At 42.9% G+C, this 21,509-nt stretch carries 15 protein-coding genes; 10 read left to right on the forward strand and 5 right to left on the reverse strand.

What is annotated here, in order from left to right:
- The first annotated feature begins 298 nt into the window (after positions 1-298).
- Positions 299-589, forward strand: a complete 291-nt coding sequence (locus GL2_RS15320) for a hypothetical protein (protein ID WP_143731466.1) — start codon at positions 299-301, stop codon at positions 587-589.
- 1,033 nt (positions 590-1,622) lie between these two features.
- Complete coding sequence (locus tag GL2_RS15325) at positions 1,623-3,584, forward strand: carbohydrate-binding protein (RefSeq protein WP_143731467.1); 1,962 nt, start codon at positions 1,623-1,625, stop codon at positions 3,582-3,584.
- A gap of 472 nt (positions 3,585-4,056) precedes the next feature.
- Here GL2_RS15325 and GL2_RS15330 read toward each other — a convergent pair whose 3' ends face one another.
- Positions 4,057-4,821 (reverse strand): amidohydrolase, encoded by a 765-nt coding sequence (locus GL2_RS15330; RefSeq protein ID WP_143731468.1) that lies wholly within the window; start codon positions 4,819-4,821, stop codon positions 4,057-4,059.
- A gap of 152 nt (positions 4,822-4,973) precedes the next feature.
- Positions 4,974-5,897: a right-handed parallel beta-helix repeat-containing protein gene (locus tag GL2_RS15335; protein ID WP_143731469.1), complete on the reverse strand. Its 924-nt coding sequence runs from the start codon at positions 5,895-5,897 to the stop codon at positions 4,974-4,976.
- A 741-nt stretch (positions 5,898-6,638) separates the two neighbouring features.
- Between GL2_RS15335 and GL2_RS15340 the strand changes: the two genes are divergently transcribed.
- Positions 6,639-7,910: a S41 family peptidase gene (locus GL2_RS15340; RefSeq protein ID WP_143731470.1), complete on the forward strand. Its 1,272-nt coding sequence runs from the start codon at positions 6,639-6,641 to the stop codon at positions 7,908-7,910.
- 68 nt (positions 7,911-7,978) lie between these two features.
- Here the strand turns inward: GL2_RS15340 and GL2_RS15345 are convergent, their stop codons facing one another.
- Entirely contained in the window at positions 7,979-8,929 is a 951-nt protein-coding gene (locus GL2_RS15345) for an alpha/beta hydrolase (protein WP_143731471.1), read from the reverse strand.
- A 664-nt stretch (positions 8,930-9,593) separates the two neighbouring features.
- Between GL2_RS15345 and tnpA the strand changes: the two genes are divergently transcribed.
- From tnpA to GL2_RS15380, 7 genes are all read left to right on the forward strand, one after another.
- On the forward strand, positions 9,594-9,812 hold the full coding sequence (gene tnpA / locus GL2_RS22405) for an IS200/IS605 family transposase (RefSeq protein WP_172621169.1): 219 nt from the start codon (positions 9,594-9,596) through the stop codon (positions 9,810-9,812).
- Between the two features lie 498 nt (positions 9,813-10,310).
- On the forward strand, positions 10,311-12,197 hold the full coding sequence (locus GL2_RS15355; RefSeq protein WP_143731473.1) for a VCBS domain-containing protein: 1,887 nt from the start codon (positions 10,311-10,313) through the stop codon (positions 12,195-12,197).
- A 321-nt stretch (positions 12,198-12,518) separates the two neighbouring features.
- Positions 12,519-13,487, forward strand: a complete 969-nt coding sequence (locus GL2_RS15360; protein WP_143731474.1) for a DJ-1/PfpI family protein — start codon at positions 12,519-12,521, stop codon at positions 13,485-13,487.
- A 907-nt stretch (positions 13,488-14,394) separates the two neighbouring features.
- On the forward strand, positions 14,395-15,168 hold the full coding sequence (locus GL2_RS15365) for a hypothetical protein (protein WP_143731475.1): 774 nt from the start codon (positions 14,395-14,397) through the stop codon (positions 15,166-15,168).
- A 296-nt stretch (positions 15,169-15,464) separates the two neighbouring features.
- Positions 15,465-15,929 carry an N-acetyltransferase gene (locus GL2_RS15370; protein WP_143731476.1) on the forward strand — a complete coding sequence of 155 codons (465 nt, stop codon included), beginning with the start codon at positions 15,465-15,467 and terminating at the stop codon, positions 15,927-15,929.
- A gap of 537 nt (positions 15,930-16,466) precedes the next feature.
- Entirely contained in the window at positions 16,467-18,335 is a 1,869-nt protein-coding gene (locus tag GL2_RS15375) for a carotenoid oxygenase family protein (RefSeq protein ID WP_143731477.1), read from the forward strand.
- 75 nt (positions 18,336-18,410) lie between these two features.
- The gene (locus GL2_RS15380; protein ID WP_232053642.1) at positions 18,411-20,039 is read left to right on the forward strand and encodes a D-arabinono-1,4-lactone oxidase; all 1,629 of its coding nucleotides are present in this window, start codon (positions 18,411-18,413) and stop codon (positions 20,037-20,039) included.
- 86 nt (positions 20,040-20,125) lie between these two features.
- Here GL2_RS15380 and GL2_RS15385 read toward each other — a convergent pair whose 3' ends face one another.
- Positions 20,126-20,941 (reverse strand): alpha/beta fold hydrolase, encoded by an 816-nt coding sequence (locus GL2_RS15385; protein WP_143731479.1) that lies wholly within the window; start codon positions 20,939-20,941, stop codon positions 20,126-20,128.
- 51 nt (positions 20,942-20,992) lie between these two features.
- A complete protein-coding gene (locus GL2_RS15390) occupies positions 20,993-21,427 on the reverse strand; it encodes a hypothetical protein (RefSeq protein ID WP_143731480.1) in 435 nt (144 codons plus the stop codon).
- Positions 21,428-21,509: the final 82 nt, after the last annotated feature.

Consider the following 21,509-nt stretch of genomic DNA (forward strand, 5'->3'; position numbering starts at 1 on the left):
AATAGTTACGTTTGTTCTTTTATAGTATTTTTTCTTGCTTAGTGTGTTTGCATTCCTGCATTCAAATCTGCAGTGCATTAGTTAATAGCGTAAAAGGGACGGCCAGCTGGAGATAGTAGCTTCCGCTTCTTCTCCGCCAATAGATTAAGTGATGACAGAAAGCTAGCGAAAATTGACCGAAGAGCAACGATGCCAGATTTGGTCACTCAGGAACAATCACTGGAATCAGAGGGCAATCATCAGCAATTTGGCTCTCAATTGAGGGGGCAATAACTACCGCTATAAGCAAGCCCAACGGATGACTGAAGATCGACATCGACAGGCGAGAACGCCAACAAAGGTGCTATCCAAGCACATTGCACTGATAGATAGCAAACTGAAGCGGCAATGGAGCCCAGAGCAAATTTCCAGCTGGCTAGAACGGGAAGAAACACTGTCAATCCGCCGTGAAATTATCTACCTGTATGTCTGGGAGGATAATCAGTGTGGTGGCTTCTGTACGAGAACTTACGAAGCAGGGATAGACCCCATAAAAAGCGAGCTAATGGGGAATCAACTGGGGGCACATCAAGAACGCCATCAGCATTGAGCAGCAACCGCAAATTGCTGATGATAAATTTCGAATCGGAGAATGGGAAACTGATATCGTTATAGGTAAAGGTCATAGTGGTGCTCTGGTCACCAATGTAGATCGTAAGAGCAAAATCACACTCTCTCAGTAGGTTGATCGCTCAGGTTACCATTGTACTACTTGAGCCCTATAGACATTTAGTGAACATAATTACCGCTAATAATGGCAAAGAATTTTCTCACCATGGGAGGGTTAATAAGGGTTTGGATGTAGAAGACTAATCTGCGCATCCACATGCATCCTGAGAGAGGGGCCTGAATGAGAATAGTAATGGTCTGCTGCGCCAATACATTCCGAAAAATACTGACTTAAAGCTTGCCCGTAAAACAGATGTCGAACTGGATGTTGAGTGTTTAAATAATCCTCCAAGAAAAACGTCGGACTATAAAACCTCTGGAAAAATATTGAGAAATACAGATGTGGTAGTAGTCTGAAGAGTAATGCACTTAAGAGTTGAATGCAGGCAATAGGTTGGTTAATAACAAAACTGCAATATTTAGGCTTCTTCTCGGCTCGAGAAATTACAACTCTATTAAGAGATCAATCCGCCCAAGAATTAAGAAGCGCAAAACGTCAAACTTCCATCTTATCTTTAAAAAAGTCCCATTAGTCTAATCTGGGGGTAGTTTGCAAATCAATATTTGGTACTCTTGCCTCAGGTTGACCCCTTTGGGCTTTATTAACAAGTCAAATTCATCATAAATATATTTTTCATTCAGGTGTAGGTGGGATTTATTGCAAGCCTAAAGTCATATAAATCACCTGCAGCTGAATATTGAAATATGCAAAACCAAATGGATGTCCAGCCATTTTAAAAAATTCAAGCTCGGTCAAAGTCGAGTTTTTATAATTAAAATTCAGAAATAATTTATCAGGGTCTACACCTGCAGCAAAAAAGCATCAAACGCTGCAGATCACAATCACCACCAAGCAACAGGACTGAAGCAAAAAAACCGTTAAATATTCAAGGCCGTTAATGGAGGGCTAGATCATGTTTTTAAATAAATTTTTAAATTTAATCATCTTGTCGTTCTGTCTAATATACAGTGCGACATCCATTTCCCAGGTTTATAACCTGAATCAGGAGTATGTAAAATTCAGGAATAATGATCAGGGTAGTATTTTGCTAAATACCGGCAGAGACCTCTACTACACTGTGGAATCTCGCAAAGTAAGGAATGGTATAGAAACTGTAAAGGCAACTATCGATGATCCAGGAATGCCATTATTTATAAATGCCTCAGTGATCGTAACATTGGATCATATTAAACAGGAAATAAGCGGGTTCATCGAAACTAGTGATGGACACTACCGGATCAATCCTCGCACCGATAACTATACAGTGTGGGAAAAAATAGAAACTCCAGATGTCTTGGACTCAATCTACTTTGCTTCGGAGCAAGATGTACCACCCAATAAAGCATCTCTGGTTGAGTCAGGTCATATTGCAGACTTGATTAATGTAGGTGAAAAAGATAATTCTGGTCGTTATGTTATTGATGTATTAATAGCTTTTTCACAAGAAGCTGCGGACGATGTCGGTAATATTCAAACCGAAGCGGAAATGTATATCGAGTCTGTAAATACAGCATTGTTAAATAGTAATATTATTTCTGTGTATCTTCGGCTTGTTGGAGTCAGCGTCGGCGGCCAAAATCCAGGAGTAGTAACTTCCGTTTTAAGGGATGGGAAAGAATGGTTTAAAGATGACATTGAAAGACTTGCCCCAGATCTTATCGGTTTTATTCAAAGATGGAACGGTGCTCCTGGTAGCGCTGCTGGTTGGGCAGGTGTGGGTGGAGACACACATGTTATAGGTGTCCGTTGGCCCGGTGCCTACCGACATGAAGTCGGCCACAATATAGGTGGTATTCACTGCAAAGAGGCTGATGACTCTGGCTACCACTATGGCTTTAGTCCACGCCAGGGTTTGGGGACTACTCAGTGTGGTAACAATATGGCTTATTACTCTAGCCCACTTGTCATACATCCTGTTGAAGGAGCATTGGGGACGACACATTCTCAGGATATGGCGCGTGTTTGGCGTGAGAACGCGGCGAAACATTCAGGCCGACGCATTCATAAAGTTCCCTTCCCAGGCGATGATAATACGACGCCTATCCTACTTCAGGCTGAAGATTACATTGAGTACAGTGATGCTACACCGGGAAATACTGGTGGAGAATATCGCAACGATGGGGTTGATATAGAGCAAACAAGTGATACTGGTGGTGGCTATAACGTGGGATGGACTGCCAAAGATGAGTGGTTATCCTATTCAGTTAATTTGCCCGCCACTGCTAGCTATATTGTTTCTTATCGCGTTGCGAGCGAGGTAGGTGGAGGTTTAATCCAATTTGAAAACCAAGGGGGGATTCCAATTTACGGAACTATTGACGTCCCCAATACTGGTGGCTGGCAAAACTGGACAACAATTAACCATATTGTCGACCTGCCAGCAGGGCAACAAAATATTGCCCTAGCCATACGAGAAGGCAATTTCAATCTTAACTGGATTCAAATTGATAAGGTAGGAGACATAACAGAGGGACACTTCAGAATCCAAAGCCAAATGGATCCAGCATCATTTGTGCATATTGAGCAGGGACACCTAGGGTTAGGCCCAATTTTATCAGGCTGGTGGAGTGCCCAGTGGGTGTTTGAGCAATCTGAAGATAATGGATTTTATCGAATAAAGAATCGCTGGTCACCCAACGGAAATGATGAGTATTTGCATGTTGAATATGGAACTTTAGAAACGGGGGAAATATCTTCTGGCTGGCAGAGTGCTCAGTGGGCCTTAGAGAGTGTTGGGGATAGTTCATGGTTGTATCGGATCAGAAATCGCTGGAATTCAAATCACTATATAACGATTGATGATGGTGAAATCACATCTGGTCCTATCACTCCTGATCAAGACGGTGCGATTTGGACTTTCATCCCCGTAAATTAATAAGGAGATAGATAATTCTTCACAGAGCCGCTGCTAGTTGATTAATAGTGGCGGCAAACGGTCCCCTGGACATTTGTCAACTGTCTCTTTTTTTAATAGAGATTTCTCTCTGATCCTGCATGAAAAAAATATTGCACAGAATAATTTTTTGTGGAAATTCTTATTTGGAAGTAGGGGTGGTTGAAGTGTGATCAACCTTTAAGGTTCTTAATCTTATGAGTTGCCATAAAGCATGGTTATATTTTTTTGAATTTTCTTGCTTAATGGATTGATATGTATTTAATTTCTTGATGTATGTCTTGGGGTCGGGGCCTGAGGTCAAGGTCTTAATTTTCTGTTTGGTTCCCTCTTTAAGTGGTTCTGTACTGTATGAGTGTTAATGTGTGAAGGCAGCTTGTAAGTTAAGACGTCAATTTTCCATGGGTTGCATTTTTTGAGTGAATAAAAAAGCTAACTTAAGTTTTTAAATTAGCTATTCCTGACCCAAATAGAATGCTTTAGCATTCTTCCAGAACACCTTACTGGATGCAGGCTCCCCCAATGCATCCTGAATCAATTTAATATCTTCATACCTGAAAGGCCTTGGAGCCCTTGTTGAGGGGAGGTCAGATCCGAACATCAGGCATTCAGGATTGGCTTTGTATAAATCAAGGATAGCGGAAGCCGGTTCAAAATCGAGTCGTCCGAAGCCCGTTGCTTTTACTTTTACGCCTTGTTCGGCAAGTTGTAATAACCACTTTAAACCAGACTTACTTAAGCCCAGGTGATCGATAGAGACCTTGGGTAAAGCTAATAAGGTGGGGATTAGGGGGACTATTTGCTGTGAATCTATATATAGTTCAACATGCCAACCGGCAATCTCGTAAATCCTTTGGGCAAAGGAGGTGACTTTGGAAATATCTTCTGAACCACCACGCCGTAAGTTGAAACGCACTGCACGAACCCCTGCCTTATTTAGCTGAATAATGGTGTTGTCGTCTGTGTTGGATAGTATTTGGGTTACTCCAACATAGCCTTTCCCCAAGCGTGCCAAGGCATCTAAAAGATAGGTTTGATCCTGTTTCTGGAATGATCCGGAAACAACAGCACCACCAATTAGATCATAATTTTTGAGTCTGTTGAGGTAGTCAGTGGTAGTGAAGGGCTCAGGAGTAAATCCCTGGTTTGAATAGAGAGGAAATCCTGGTGTGATAATATGTAAATGACTATCGAAAAGTGTGACTCTATCTGATTTCATATTCGTAGTTCGTCATTCGAAGATTAATTGAACTTTCCAATTTTAGCTTATCTTTTTATGTGTGCGTTATGGAGATTTTTTAATCTACTTGAGGGTGTGGCCCCTATTTAAGTAAATAGGGGCGGATGAAGTTAAGGTTCCTCTTTAAGTTGCTACTTTAGGCAGCCTGGATTTGATGTTTTAAATATATTTCCAGTCCATGTATTCTTACCTGTGCAATTTAAATCAGAGAGATCCTGTAAATCGAAGGCATTGTTGTCAAGTGAGGTGTTTCCTGTTATTTGGTTGTTGGTGTTGTTGAATCCGGATATATTAATCCCAGCGCGGTCTGACAGGCCGCTGGTTCCATTTTTTGTGGTAAAATTTTGAATAACAATATTGTTTGATGAGCCTTCTGATATTTGAATCCCATTGCTCCAGTTGTTGGTGACAAAATTTTGGGATACGGTTGTATAGTCAGCATTGATTTGTATTCCGCTGTCGCCATCAAAGCTTCCTACAATATAGTTGAGGTCGACTAAGGTGAACTTACCATTTATTGTTATTCCCTGATCACCGGCTGACTCTATATAATTTTGTAGTATCTTGTTATTATCTCCTCTTATATCAATTCCGTCGTCATTGCCGGTGTCAATGATATGATTTCTGACAATAGTATTGCTGTCGCTATCAATAACGATACCTTCCCTTGGCGAGCTTAATATTTTAATATCTTCTATTATATGAAACCCATCACCCTCTAAATTCAAACCGTCTGGGCAGTTAGTGATTGTTCCCCCTGCAACAAGCCCTGAAAATCCATTGACCAATATACCTGCGATACCATGTTGGCTGGCGGTGTCACATATAATTTCTCCGTCTGCAATCATTTTTAAGTTTCCGTTTGGACCAGAAACAGTTAGAGCGTATGGGGAATCTTGTGTCAATACACAGGTAAGTGGCTCAGAAAGCACAGTAGTAGAAGTTATAATATCGCCACATTCAACGGCTAAGGCAAATGGCGATATGGAAAATACAGCAGATAGAATAGTTGCTGTTGTGCAAGTATTGATTAATGTTGAATGGTTGAAATTCACCTTGATATCCCTCTAAAAAGTGTAGATGTAAAAAATATACGAAGCCCAAGTTTGATTGACATCATAGCTATGCTTCTATTTTCTACTAAATATCTATTCGATATATTTTTAGTTCTATATATTCCCTTATAATTAGTGGCTAAGGAATATTTTTTTCAGGTGGGATTATTGATTAGTGCTATAAACTTCAGGTTGTCATTAATATGATAGCGGTGGCGTCACAGTTGAAAGTGAGAACGTTTATAATCTATGGCGGAAAAATACCCCATAAAAATATTTTTGCCTAATGGTAAGTCTGCGATATTTAAATAACCGACATTGATTTTTATAAGATGTGATGGTGTATCGTGCTTTAGTTTTTGTTTGTTTCTTGATGCTGTTAAGCAACTATTGACTTGCCTCCATATTATGCTTTGGGTGATCCTGAATTCAACCGAAAAAAATCGGCACTATGGGGTTTCATGTTGTTAGATCTATGTCGCTTGAAATAGTACCCAGAGATGGTATTGGTACGGATAGATAAACAACTGTTGTTGAAGTATCGACTGTTATTTATCTTGGTCGAAAGATAATTTTTACCGCGTAAGTATCTTTCTATCCAGCTACCACTTCATTTTATCTTATAAATGCCAGTTTGAACCCTTTCGGTTTTATTTTCGTCTTCGACTAGGTTATATTGTTTCCCTTCTGGAAGATATAAAAGTTGAAATTTTGTATTTTATGGAGTCGGACTCATTTTAAGTGTGCAAAGGAAACAATATGGGTTTGCTAAGGTTTTTACTACTGTTTTTAGCTTCATTTTGGGCGCCTGGGATTGTTAGTGCTTCACCTGCCACGGAAATAGATAATTGGGTGGAGGATATTAATTACTTTCAGAGGGAGCTGCAAAAAAGACATATTAATCTCTATCATACTATTTCGGCAGAGCGGCTAAATGCAGAGTTGACACAGCTAAAATCTAACTTGGGGGATCTCTCAGAGAATCAGCTTCTGGTTGAGTTGATGCGTATCAGCCGTTTGATTGGTGATGGACATACGATGGTGGCTTTCTGGGAGCAGGATATCGAATTCTATCCATTTCGATTTTTGACGGTTGTTGGGGAGCTCCGCTTGGTGAGCGTTAGTGAGACCTATCGGCACTTATTGGGCTATCGGCTCACCGCTGTAAATGGTACTCCGGTAAAGGAAGTGGTAAAGCAGCTTGCCCCATTAGTTCAGGGTGTCGAGAATGAACATTCATTAGAAGTCAGGCTGGCCTTTCAGATAACGGTGGCTAAAATTCTTGCAGGTGCGGGCATTACCGACAGTGTAGAGCGGGCAAATTATACTTTTACCAGTGACGCAGGTGATAATGAAACTGTTACTGTAACGCCCGTATCAATGAGTAAATATCATCAACAGCTAACCCATCGTCTCTTTCCAAGTCAAGTACCTTTTGGTGAAAAGCAAATAGTTGAATCTAAGAATCTATGGATGTCTGCTGATGAAGAAATACAGTCAGCCTATATTTACTTTAGAAGGTATCCAAGCTTTTCTGATATGGAAGATTTCTCTGAGGATATAGAGGATTTTCTGAAGAAAAAGAAAATAAAGAATTTGATTATAGATTTACGGGATAATGGTGGTGGTGATTTTTTTGTTGGATTGGGGATGGCCTGGAGATTAGTGCTTGTCGATAGCCTTGACTGGGATCATGGTGTTTACACTCTGATAAGCAACAAAACCTACTCTGCGGCGATGAGTAATGCAGCTCAATATCGCCAGTTACTCAATGCTAAATTGATTGGTGAACCTACGGGTGGAAATCCAGTGGGTTATCAGGATATGGACCAGTTTTCCCTGCCTAATTCAGGCTGGACTATTACCTATTCCAAACGTAACTATAGATTTCAGGATGCTTTTACCGAGGGCGTACAACCGGACGTTCTGATTGAGCAGGACTGGCAAAGCTACCAAAAGGGAATAGATAAGCCCCTTAGCTGGGTCTTGGATGATATTAGAAAGCGGATGTAGCCATTGTGTAAAAGGCTTCCCCCCCCCTTGAGTGAAATCTCCGACCTGCTAGGTGGGAAGACTGGCGGTTATATTGATTGAATCGCCCGTATCCTATCCCTATGCGCCCGCTGGGATACGGCGATTTCTGGGGCAAAAAGCTCCCATGAGTGAATTACACCCGGATGCACATGTAGCTCTGTACTAACACCTGCGTCAGCCAATAGTTGCGCATACCGGATATCCTCGTCACGAAAAATATCCAGCTCCCCAACATCGATATAGGCTGGAGGAAGCCCACTGGCATCTTTTAAGTGAGCTGCTGCGGCGTAAGGACTCACACTCTTGGTGCCAGCGGCTGAGCCCAGGTAGGCTTGCCAAGCTGTGAGGTTGTCGTCAGGTGACCAGATTACAAATGGTTCCAGAATGGGGTTTGACGAGGTGGTTCGATCGTCCAGCATTGGGTAGTTAAGAATTTGCTTGGCCAATGCAGGACCACCATTATCTCTGCACTTGATAGCTATAGCCGCAGCTAACCCACCACCTGCACTGTCGCCCATGATCGCTATTCTAGCGGGGTCAATTCCCATTGATTCTGCGTGCTCTACTAACCAGATAAGTGCTGCGTAGCAGTCCTTCACAGGTGTCGGGTAGGGGTGTTCTGGTGCTTTGCGGTAGTCAACAGAGAGAAATGGCACCCCACTATCAGAAACAAATTTGGAAACTGGCTTGTCGTATATTTCTACATTGTTGAAAATCAGGCCACCACCATGGATATAAACTATTGCTGAGCCTGGGTTACTGTCTTTCTTGTGGTACCAGCGCAACAGTAGACTGGACTCATCGGAAGTCCTTATAAAAATATTTTCCATTAAGATATCATTGGGCATTGAATGTGTATCGAAGACAGCCCTCAGAACTCTCTCCCCTACTTTTCGCCTTGTGAGGGCATCCCCAGGGGGAATAGGCTCAACTGAGCTTATTAGTGCACTAAACTTCCCAACCGCCTGGATGAATTCAGGGTCAACTGTAAAGGCCATAGGTTTTATCCTTATTTTGAACCTGAAGAAGTATAGGTAAACACTATCAGGCGGGAGATATAGTTGATGTTAGGGGTAGTAAAATAAGAAAATTATAGGTCTTCAGGTCGATCATTATCGACTGATGTGGTACTGAGAGAATGGCAGTTTCTGGCAAAGCCTCACTATTAATCTTCAGGCCTCTTCATCTAATAAAATCAAGTTTAATCTCCTGTGACGAAAATCCATTTCAGTGCTGCATAATTATAAAATGAGATATCTATATAGACATTTCAAACAAGGATAGATACTTAAGATTCAACATTTATAGTTAAGGGCGGGCCTATAATAGATGTGAGAACCTATATTGCTTATTACAACTCACACAGAATACTTATAAAACTGGAGGCCTAACTCCCATCGAATTTGGAGAAATGTACTTAAGAAAGTATCCGGTTAAGCTTGACCAAAACAAAATTGACGAACGCCCTTAAATTCCCCCACATTAATTAACACATAGGTAAACCACCGCCTTTGGCGGTGAGACTCGACAGGGCTCTACCGTTTAGGCGTGCAGGGTAAAAATATGGCCTTCATGAACCGGCAAGTTCTACGAGGAGGCCATATGCAAGATTGGTAGTACCAAGCTCACGTGAAACATTATTACTGGCACCACGCGGTATTTGTGCCCAGGCATCGAAAGAAAGCATTACTTGGGGCATTGAGGTGGGAGATTGGAGAAATATTCCGAAACTTATGTCGTCAAAAGGGCATTATGTTAGTCGAGGGGTGGGCAATGAAGGATCACATCCATATATTGTTAATGATTCCTCCGAAGTTCAGTGTTTCCAATACGGTTGGGTTTCTGAAAGGGAAATCTGGGATCCAGATATTTCGGAAATAGAAGCAAGTACAGAGAAATTTACAGGAAGACACTCTTGGGCTCGGGGCTACCGCGTGAGAACAGTGGGGCTTGATGAGCAGATGATTCGAGAGTACATCAAGAATAAAGTAGTTGAAGAGCGCCGCCAAGAGCAGATGCAACTGGCGGGGTTGTAAACTAGCCCCTCTGGGGGCTTTCACATACCATCCGCTATACGGGTGGCTGTTGATTTTAGAAAGCTCTGCTCTCCATGTTCTCAGATAAATACCTTCATAGCAGCGATCGCATGTTACCGGAGCACTTGTGGTAAGTAAATGGTGTGTCCCCAATGTTTTCGTGCCAATAAAAAATTAATAGACACTAGACAAAATAATAACGGGAAATTGATTGTTCGCCAATTGGAAACTATAGGTAATCAATATGGAAACAATAATATTTAATTGAGTTCACAAAATGAGAAAGATAAAGCCGTATAATTTCTCAAAGTGAAAAAATGAAATTGAATTCGCAGAGACTAATATGAATGATCCGTCTAAGCTGCTACTGGCAGTTTGTTTATCCGTTTTCCTAACTGCCTGTGGAGGCGGCGGAGGCGGTTCCGGAGATGACAAGAACAATAATCCTGGGACGACTAATACTGGTACTGGTACTGGTACTGGTGCTGGTGCTGGTGCTGGTGCTGGTGCTGGTGCTGGTGCTGGTGCTGGTACTGGTACTAATCCCGATCCCGATCCTGATCCTGATCCGAACGCTCCTGGGAGGATTAGTGGTGGGGAAGGTAGTGTTAGCGAGGATAATGTAATATCTACTTCTGGCCTACTAGTTGATACTGCGGACCAAAATAGCACCTTTGAAGAAATTCATGAGTGGGGTAAATACGGTCGCTTGCAAGTTTTCTCGGATGGCAGATGGAACTATAATTTGGATAGTAATTTGTCTGATCCACTCAGCGCTAATGAGCTTGCCACTGATGAATTTACAGTTGCTGTGGGAACCGGAGATGATTACGCTGCAGTGATTGTTATCGAAGTAACAGGTGCGGACGATGCCTATACTTTTGAACCCGAATCCCCTCTGGCTACTTTAGTTGTAGAAAGTAGGGAAAGTGCTAATGGCACTTTGACCTTACAAGATGTAGATGGTAATACGCCGAGTTTTTCTCAGAACAATATAGCTGGCAGTTACGGTGATTTTAAGATCGTCAGTAATGGAGATTGGGAGTATATCCTCAATGGCAATGCGAATAACCTAAAAGAAGGTGAGTCTGTAACTGATACTGTCAGTTTTCAGTTAACAAATGGCGCTCAACTATCCGTTACATTTTCGGTAGTAAACGCAGATACAAATGGGGCTGGCTCTTTTGAGCTGTCTCTGAAACAAAAGCGGATAATGCTCGACAGACACAATCATTTTCGGCAGCGGTGTGCCAGTGGGCAATCTGGGGAAGGACGAGGTCCACAAAGTGCCGGAAACATGCAAACCCTTTTTTGGGATGATGCTTTGGCTAAGATGGCAAAAGAGAGGGCGTCGGCCTGTTATTATGGCCATTTAGGTGAATCTACGGGTATTAGGAAGTCTTTTGATAAAGTGAAGGATGAAGTTTCTTTTGTACTTCCTGCTGGTTATGTGGAAATTGGCGAAAATGTAGCGATTCATTTTACGAACCCTCCAGCATCTCAGTATGGTAGCGAGCAATGGGCTGGAGCTGTTCAGGCCTGGTACGATGAAAGTTATGCGTATAATTGGGAGGACGGTCAATGTCACGATGAGACTTGTGGGCACTGGGCTCAAGTATGCTATGGAGAAACTCGCTATGTCGGATGTGCAGTAGCTGAGTGCGATAGTATCATTGGCGTTGATAATCCAGCCTATAACGATGGTGCACATGTCACAGTTTGCAATTATTATCCCGCAGTTAATAAGTCCGAGATGCCTTTTGTAGATAATTTTGGATTCGAGAACTGCAGAACCTGCCTCAATTATGACTTCCCTTTTTGTGCTGATAATATGTGCTCTGGAGGAATCTCCAAAAGTTGGAATGCTTCAGGAAAAACAAATAAAAGCGTTGATCAGTGTACTGACGGTTTAGGTAGAGATATTGTGCCCTGCGCCCATGCCCCCAGGGACGAGGTTCATCCGCAACCCGCTAAGGTTAGCGGCTTTAAGTATAGAATTATCGACAAGCAACTGCATTTGTCTTGGAATGAAACTATCAAAAATGGCGGTGTGCTTCATTACAAATTGTTTCGTGATGATGAGTTGATCGTGAAGACTCGAGAGCTGTCATATCAAGATTCCAAAATAGAACAAGGCAAAAGCTACCGCTATAAAATAATCGCAGTTGATCATGCTGGTAAAGAAAGCAAAGAACCTGCTTCCCTGGATGTTACGCTAGTTAGGGATTAGATTTGTGCAAAGATGATCTGGAGAAGTATCAGACCAAGTACGATAGGAGGTGCGGGTAGCCCACTATAAGAGAACGGAAGATCATGGTTTTGGGTGAGATCCAAAATCCCCTTAAATAAATAAATTGGATGAGTTCTGGTAAAATCCGATCTCATCCGGTTTAAATTTATCAGGCAACACCTTCTTTATATGTATATGATAGAGTGGATGCATATAAGCATTTAGTGAATAGAAAAGAATGCTTAGCGAACAGATCCCTTTAAAAGTACCTTACAGTAATTAATATCCTTCACTTTATTAGCAATAACAAATGGTTTTATTTTGAAAAAAACTTTATATTTATTCATGGTAATCTTCCTTAGCTTTAATGTATATGCCAGCAACGGAAAAGTACTTGTTGTCGTTTCTGCAGCTGACCACTTGGTTTTGAAAAATGGTGGTGTTGTCGAATCTGGATATTTTGTCAGCGAATTATCTGAAACCCTGAGACAATTGGAAGATAATGGATATGAAGTTGATATTGCCACACCAGGAGGAAAAACTCCTGTAATTGACGGTTATGGTCTGCAAATGTATTTCTATAAAGCGTCAGTAGTATCGAACTGGCCCCAATACAGTTTACACCCTAAGGCCAAAGCCCAGGAGGAACGCTCTAAAGATATCGCTACAGCCATGAAGTATTTTGGTAGGCTCAAGTTCACTAATCGCTATGCCAATGACGAAGTATCTGCTTTTCTAGATGATGTTGAATATGAAATGGAACAACAGCAAATCACTGAAAAGCCCGTGCTCTCACTCGAGTCACTTGCAGAATCAAAATACTTAGAGAAATATAATGGAATTTATATTCCGGGAGGCCATGCTCCAAAAACCGATTTGCTATTTAGTAAAGAACTAGGGGATATCCTAACTTACTTTCATGAAGCCAAAAAGCCGACCGCTATTATTTGTCATGCTCCGATTGTGCTGTTGACGGCAATGGAAGGTACTTATGATCCATTCACTTCCCTGACCGAAGAGCAAAAAAACAACTTTATTTACAAAGGATATAACATCACTCTGGGTAACAAATCAGAAGAATTAATCCTTGAAAATTTCCTTTATCTAAAAGGTAGTCGCCTAGAATATTATGTTGCAGAGAAAGCTAAAGAAGCTGGCCTTAATGTTAGTAGCTTCCGTGTACCTTCGATGTCACAAATCATTGAAGATAGGGAGTTGATCACCGGAGCGAATCCCTCCTCAGTTTATTCCCTGGCAAATAGGTTCGTGGCTAAATTGAGCAATAGATAGTTACTCATCTAGTAGGCACAGCTTATTGATTTTTTGGTACAAGGATGTACTTGGGGAACCTCTAAGTAATTTCGAGTCAATTTGACAGTATTCCATGGCGACAGCTCGAAGCTCAAATAGTGCCCTGTTATCCACGAGGTAAGCGTGGCCGGCAATCGTATCCATTGAGTGTTATGCTGCGCATACATTGTATGCAGCTTTTTATAATATTAGTGATCCGGCTGTGGAAGATGCAAATCTGTACAGATTACGTCCTCGAGCTCATCCATAGCTTCGACACAACAGCCACTAACTAACATGATATTACTGCGACAGGTAGGTTACTGCATAGTGAAGAGCAGCGAATTTGGGAAGGTTCTGGCTACACAGGTACTGAAAAGCGTGAAGGTAAAATCTAAATAGGCGAAGTGGCACATTACAGAAAAGCGAAGTCGCTTAAGGTTTTCTTCGGAAGATACTGAATTACGATGGGTTGAAAAGGTAAAAACGCAGATTAGAGTAAAATTGGAGCACCTATTCCGATATATAAAAAACATTTCCAGGTATGAAAAAGTACGTTATCGAGGTTTAAAGAAAAACACCTGCGCTTGTACCTGCTGGCTGGTTTTCCAATTTGTTAATTGGGAAAAAATACCTACTGACCTAGGGGCAGCGCATCTGGCATCCGCGAGATGCGGGTTTCAAGTAACGAAATGAAGAGAATCGCGTGTAGAAACTTGAATTTCGGATAAAAATTAGCCGTTTTTAGCTTTATGGGGCGTGATGTAAGGTTAAAGTCTTATTTTCAGAGAATCCTTAGGTTAAGAGACACACCCTGTCAGTATATTACAAAATGTTTCACTCGTATGTGCCTCTTTGCTAGAATCCGCGCCGACTTAAAATATAGTGATTTCATGGAGGATTTTGAATGAAAACCATATCTGTATTGTCTGTAGCAATTCTGGCTGTTATGGCTGGAATTTCTGCCCAGGCAAAGACAATCTTTCAGGTTCCTGATTTTAGCCAATGCTCCCAAGTTGCATCTCCAAGTAACACAAATGATCGTGAAGTGTATCGTATCTTTTCTGATTTTTTTTATGAAATTGAAGACAAAAGAGAGTATGCAGTTACTGCTGTAAGGGAATGGGCTGAGAGATATGCACCTGGATGTATGGATACAACCACTCAGGTTACCCTTGATGAAATCCAGTGTGACAGTTTTGTGGGTGGCGCGCCGATATGTCGCATTGAGGGTGATGAGGGTGACTATGTGATATCGAAGGATTATGTCGATTCAACCAATATAATTCTCTCTAAACACGATCAACAAACCTGGCCTGAAATCCATGCATCCAGGGATGCGGATATACTGTGGATAGCAAAGCCAGAACTTTGCTACTCAGAGTTGTTAGAATCAGGTGGCGATTCCCAGGCCTATTATTTGGATGCGTATAGCTATCGCTTCTTTGGTGATTACCGCTATATTTTAGCGCGAACAACCCGAGACCTGGTACAAAATTTGGCAACACAGCCCGGGCAGTGTAGCTACGACACTGATGGTATTGAGGCCTTCAAAATGGAGTGCTCAGAGACTTCAAAAGGCACCAGAGTGTGTGCTTCAGGGGATACCAATGGTGGCTTCTTTGTCTTTGTGAGCGATGATAATCATGGTATGCATGTTATTTTCAATCGCTGGGACTAGTACCATTCAATAATTTTTGAAGGCTTCCATAATTGGGGAGCCTTTATTTTTTTCCTGCCAGCTTTCGTTCCCTCATTTATTCTTCACATCAATTATTCTATACATTCTTTGTCACTGAATATGATCAGTGTTTACTCTGCCTGAGCGGTAAGTAAAGGATTTATTGGGCCTTGCCTCTTTTCTAAACTACTGATATGTTAAAAATGTGATCACATTTGTGGTCACCCTAAGAAAGTGTGATTCAAGTCATATTTTGATGGGACAGGAAAGCAATAAAAAGTTATGGGACAGGATTAATGTTCGGCCGGATTACAAAAGCCACTTCGGAGCATAGTGACGAGGTTGCCAACTTGGTGACGAAACTGCTACAGGCACTTGTTGGTCATAAGCGGGATATTGACTTTGAGCGTTTAGTGAGTGTATCGAGAAAACTCCTTTCTGAAGGTGATGGTTTTCATGCTTTCCTATATCAGGTTGAAAGCACTTCGATCGGGGTGATCACTGTTTCCCAGTCTGCGGCTATTTATGCTGGTGGACACTATGGTGTAATTGAAGAGCTTTATGTCGAACCTGAATTCCGTTCAAAATTAATCGGCAAGGCTTTGCTGGGTAAGGTTGTGAGCTTCGCCAGAGAGCAGGGGTGGCCACGCCTGGAAGTAAGCACGCCCGAAAAAGAGCACTGGCAAAGGACAATAGATTTTTATCGAAGAGAGGGCTTTGTAGATAATTCAATCGGGGAGAGGCTGAAATTTGATTTGTGAAGTATGAGAAAGCAGTAATATTCGGCAGGTTTGAATAATGTAATTGAGTAAGCTTAATGTAGTGGTTGTTTCTATTGGAATGGCGGATATTTCGTTTAGTGTCTTATCGATATCAATTGACTGATTGCAAACTGATTTTTAGTGAGGGTAGGTGGCTGGTGGGGGAGGCTATAAATAATATCTAAGCTTTAACTTATCGGAATAATATTTTTGTAGTGTCTGTTGTTTATTTTTGATTTTAATGGAGTTGTTTTCGATATCTATTTGAGTGACTGTATAGTTCGCTTTTAAATTACTTTAAATATTCTCTTTTGCTGGTTTTTGTCACAATTCCATCCTTGATTTTTCCAGTTTAATATATTTAACTGCCTCTCATTGGGGATTGGCAGGATAATTCCTTTGTAGATTTTGCCAGAGTGATGGGAAATATATATTTATTTCCTGTCAGCTGGATTTCTGATTTTTTGCTGGTTAGTTTAAATAGTCCTTTAAACACTGGGTCAGATAAAGCAGTCGGCCGTTTATTCAGGGAAAGTAATGAAACGTCGCGATCTCTTGAAAGCTGCAGGGGCTGTCTCTGCATTGCCACTTGCCGGTATGTCTCCTTTGACAGCTCAGGCACGTAGTAAGATAACTGATTCTGATTTTCCGGAATCTATTATGTACGGTAGCCTGGAGGATTCATCTGGGCAGTTGTCGGTGGTCCAGGGAAGCCTGCCGGATGATGTCACTGGACATTTATTCATGGCTGAAGGAATTCCGATAGCTCCTAACCATTTGACGCCAAATGGAAAAGGAGCCCTGACGCGGTTGGATTTCAGCGGCCGGAGCGGTAATTCCAATGTTGGTTTTACCCGGAAAATGATTCGTACCGCTTCTGCGATTATGCAGGAACAGGATCTTGGAGGTTTTGATAAATTCAACCTGTTGGGTGGAACCATTTATTCCAGTCCAAACCTGGGCTTTATGAACTACTGCAACACGGCTCCGAATTACATGGGGGATAACCGTTTTGCAATGAGTTATGAAGGCGGAATGCCTTATGAGTTCGATGCAACCACCCTGGAGATGATTACACCTATTGGTGAGGTGGGTGAGTGGGAATCCAGCCTGCCGCCTCTGCTTGACAACCTCACTCCCAAAAAATGGTTGTTTCCGCAGATCCGTACAACAGGTCACCCCTTCTTTGATCTGGAATCCGGAGAGTGTATCACCATTAATTACGGTGGGAATATGGGAGATTCCGGGCGCTCTGGGTTTATTCGCCTGATTTCCTGGGATCAGCAAGGGGCTTTCAAAAGTTGGAATATTCGCGACCGCCAAGGAAATAATGCTTATATTGCAGCCAGCTCTCACTCTCTCGGAGTAACCCGCAATCATGTGGTGATTTTTGAGACCGCGGCCAGAGTTGAATCCACTCGTATTCTCGGTACGCGTATTGTGTTGCCACAAGAACACCGCACACGCTGTTGGGTGTTGCGCAAGGCAGACATGGTGCCTGGTCGGGAAGATATTGTTGCCGATTACCTTGAGCTGGGTTTTGATACTTCTGACATCGTTTGCAATTATGACGATAGCACTGGAGAAATAACTCTTTATGGCCAGTATATGGGGGCCATGGATAAGTCAGAGCAGTTATTCCGCTACGAGATTTTGCAAGAGGGTGGCCTGGTTCCCTCTTGGCTGTCCGGTTATCCGGCTGCTCCGGTCGATGTTGGTGGTCTCGTCCGCGCCCGGATTCAGGTAACTTCCGGTTCTGCGCGAGAAATTAAAGAGGACTATCAGGTAATTCGCGATGAGAACCTGCTCTGGGATATGAATGACCCAGCTTACCGCGGCCACTTCCAATTTCCTGAAACTTTTGAGCATCTGTATTGGGCGGCAGTGGGTTTCCGACCGAATCTTGTATCCATGCGTGTTTCCTGGGCATATCGCAACTATCCGGAGCGTTATTTTGGCTACTGGGATATGCCGGAGGAGAGTAGGCCATCAGCTCTGGTGCATATGGATTGTAGTCAGATGCGTATTGCCGATGCTTACCAGTTTCCCGACGACTGCGTGATGCGCACGCCACAGTTTATGGCAAGGCCTGGCTCTACAGCACAAAATGATGGTTATTTAATTGCAGCTGTAGTCAGAAAAAATCCCACAACTTCTGCATCCAACGGTAAGGAATTCTGGATATTTGATGCAGCCGCTATAAGTCGCGGGCCGATCTGTATTCTCGCCAGCTCCTCCTTGGAATTTGCCACTACCAATCACGCTTTGTGGGTACCATCTATTGGACGGCGCCCGGCTGCAGCCTATCGCTCCGGCTATGGCGATTTCCTGCGTAGTAAGGCACCAGATCACAGTAGCAATGTGCAGGACATTATCAACAGGGAACTGTTGCCCCGTTTCGGTTAATTCATTGATCCAATTGTAAGGCAATCACAAGGAAGCAAAGGCATGTACCATCAATTTTCTCCCAGGCGATGTCGTTTGTTACGCTGGGTTACCAACATACTTTGTGTGGCAGGTTTATTTACTGCTGCGGGAGCCTCAGCGGCACAACTACCCCCACCTATTGATGTCCCTGAGGTAATGAAGAATTATCAGGGTACACAGGATTGTTTTCCTGGTGTCATCTATGATCCATCCTCTATTGAAGAGGTGCAGGACATAGTACGTGATGCTGCTGCCCAGGGACGCAAGGTAATGGCAGGCACTCGCCGTTTTAACAGCCAGATTGATGCGGCTTGTGCTGGAAATGGTGAGGTTCAGGTAACTTTAAAAAATATGGATCAGGTGGTCAGCCTGGACAAGGAAACCCGTTTGGTTACTGTGCAGGCAGGCATGCGCTTCAGTGACTTGACGGCATACCTGCGCGAACATGAATTAAGTGTTCCAATGGTGACTGAGTTGGCGATCTTTACGATCGGAGGTATGCTCGGCAGTGGTACACACGGTTCCACTTTTACGCAAAAAAGTAACATGATTTCTGATTATGTCACCGAGCTGAAAATTGTCGATGGCAAAGGAAATTTGCGCGTATTGAACGGAGAGATGCTCAATGCTGCCCGAGTAAACCTGGGAGTTCTCGGCATAGTGGTTGAAGTTACCATTGAGGCGGAACCTGGTTACAAAGTTCAGGCCAAGGTAAAAGGGCACCGGGATGATGAAGATCTTGAGAACGTCATTCTTGATCTGGCTCGAGACAATCACTCTGCTAATGTTGCCTGGTTCCCAGGGCTCGGTCGTTATACCGTAACCACTTACAACAAGGTTCCCCTGGATAGTAAAGGCAATGCTTATAATGCCCAGGCGGATGTCTCCGATTTCTCAGAATATCTTTTTGGACTTATCTTCGATAGCTTGCATGAAGCCAATAGCTCAGCCTTGCAGTGCTTCGCTGCCTCCTTGCGTTATACCGCTCGTTCCGGTTCTTACTTCAGGGATGTGGATACCGGCTTCAAGAAATTTATCAAACCGACGGGCCATGCGGACCTGATGCAACACTTTGTGTGCAAAGAGCCCAATAACTGCGTGTGGGACAAACTGCCTATCGCCCTGCAGGAAGTTGCTATTCCGTTTGAAGAGCTGCCGAACTGGATTGCGGATGTGCGCCAGATTATCGCTCATAGCGAGCGCACTTGCTTCCCGTTGAATGGTATCTATTTCCGCTTCGGAAAAGCTTCTGATAGTTATTTGGGGATGAGTGCCGGACGAGATACTGCTTTTGTGGGTATCGAGTATACTTTGCGCCAGCGTGGAGAAGCGGTACCCAAGAATTACTTTGTGAACCTGGAAATTGAGCAGATGTCACTGCGCAAGTATGGCGCCAGGCCTCACTGGGGTAAGAATTCAGTGGCAATCTTTGAAGATATGCCATCACGTTTCCCTAAGTGGTCTCAATTCCTGGATGCCAAAGCAGAGCTGGATCCAAATAACGTCTTTACCAATCCCTTCTGGGAGAGGGTGAGTGGACAGGACCCCCTGGAAAACTACCTGACACCAGAGTGTAATGCGGATGGCCAATGCTATTGCAGAACTGATGCCCACTGTGAATCCGGTGCGACTTGTCAGGCGGGTAATTGGTACTCTGACGCACGTATCTGTAAGGCGGAATAGTCGCTATTTATTGAGTTATGGAAGGGGGTAGTGCTAAGCGCTATCCCCTTTTTATTTATATGTACCGTCTAAATAAATAGATTGCTCTAGGAAATATGTTCTTTGATGAGCAGACTAAATTGCTCAGGATTTTCCAGCGGAAGCATATGATTTGCTGAAAAGACATCAACTAGCTTGGAGTTAGGAATATGGGCTGCTGCGGATTTGGATACTATTCGAAAGAGTGACCTGGTATCTCTGCCAAAGGCAACAGTGGTTGGGAGCTGGATTCTCGAAAGATTAGTTTTATCCAGGGGGGGCTGTTCAGATTGACTTAATTGTAGCGGGAGGGTGTGGGCGTTTTCCAGTTGTTGGGTGCGGTATTTTTGTGACTGGGAGGAAAAATACCCGACTTTATTGCCGGACCCATCAATTAAAGACTCTACCGCCTCTTCGAGATTCCCATTAGAAACGCTCTGAAATACCTTGCCAAACATGGCCTCGGCATCTTGCATATACTCAGCCATCTCTTCGCTATCCAGGTGTCCCGGATATCCTGGTTCATAGAGAAATAGGCTTTTAAACAGGGTGGGGGACTTAATAGCCGCATTTAAGGCTACATCGGCTCCATAGGACCAGGCTGCTAGATGCACGGGCTTATGGGTCTTCACTCTAATATATGAAATAAGATCTTCGGCATGAGTATCAATTCCAAAATTACCAGTTAAATCTCGTCCATTTACACCAAAATATCTCTGAGTAAAGCTAATTACCCTGAATTCTTTGGAGAGCAGCTGGATGTATGGTTCCCACATCCTCTCATCTGCAAGGGCCCCGTGAAGGAGTACCAAAGTGTCTCCAGATTTCATCTGGGATTGGTCCATGTTTTGAGTTTTGTTATTGGTTTCTGAATTGTTTTTCATGGCGTATATAGAGTATCAACAGGTCTTGGGAGGGTGTTATTTCGAAGCAACTTATTTTTTGTAAAGCTTGATTAGCACTAGGAACCCGACAGCTGCTAAGTTTACCCCAATACCCCAAGGTCTATCACTGAAAATAGCCATGGAATAATTAGCTCCCAAGCTAAAAAAGTAATTCCCTCCGTGTGAGGAGTACATGAAAGCAAGGGAGAGCCCTGTTCCCATTTTATACATTAAGATTGGTGAGGAAAGCCATGGAACTTGGAATAGAAAAGCGCGTGAAAGCTGTTTGGTGTTTGAAGTGGATTTAGAAAATTGCAGTCCGGCATAGAGTGTATATAGAAAGACAGTAAAGGCTAGGCCATTCACAACAGCCCCACCTATAGTCCAGCTATTGAAAGCTAAGAAATAATTCAGGGCTGAGACACTGCCCATAAAACCGCCTCCGATAGAGGCAATTAATAATGTTGATCTAATAAGAGTTTGCACTTGTCTTATCCTGTGGGTTTTATAAGGTGTAGTTTTTAGTCGTAGGTATATCTGCTATTAAAATTTTTATATGCCTATACCT

Origin of the sequence: Microbulbifer sp. GL-2, assembly GCF_007183175.1 — a bacterium.
Lineage (GTDB): Bacteria > Pseudomonadota > Gammaproteobacteria > Pseudomonadales > Cellvibrionaceae > Microbulbifer.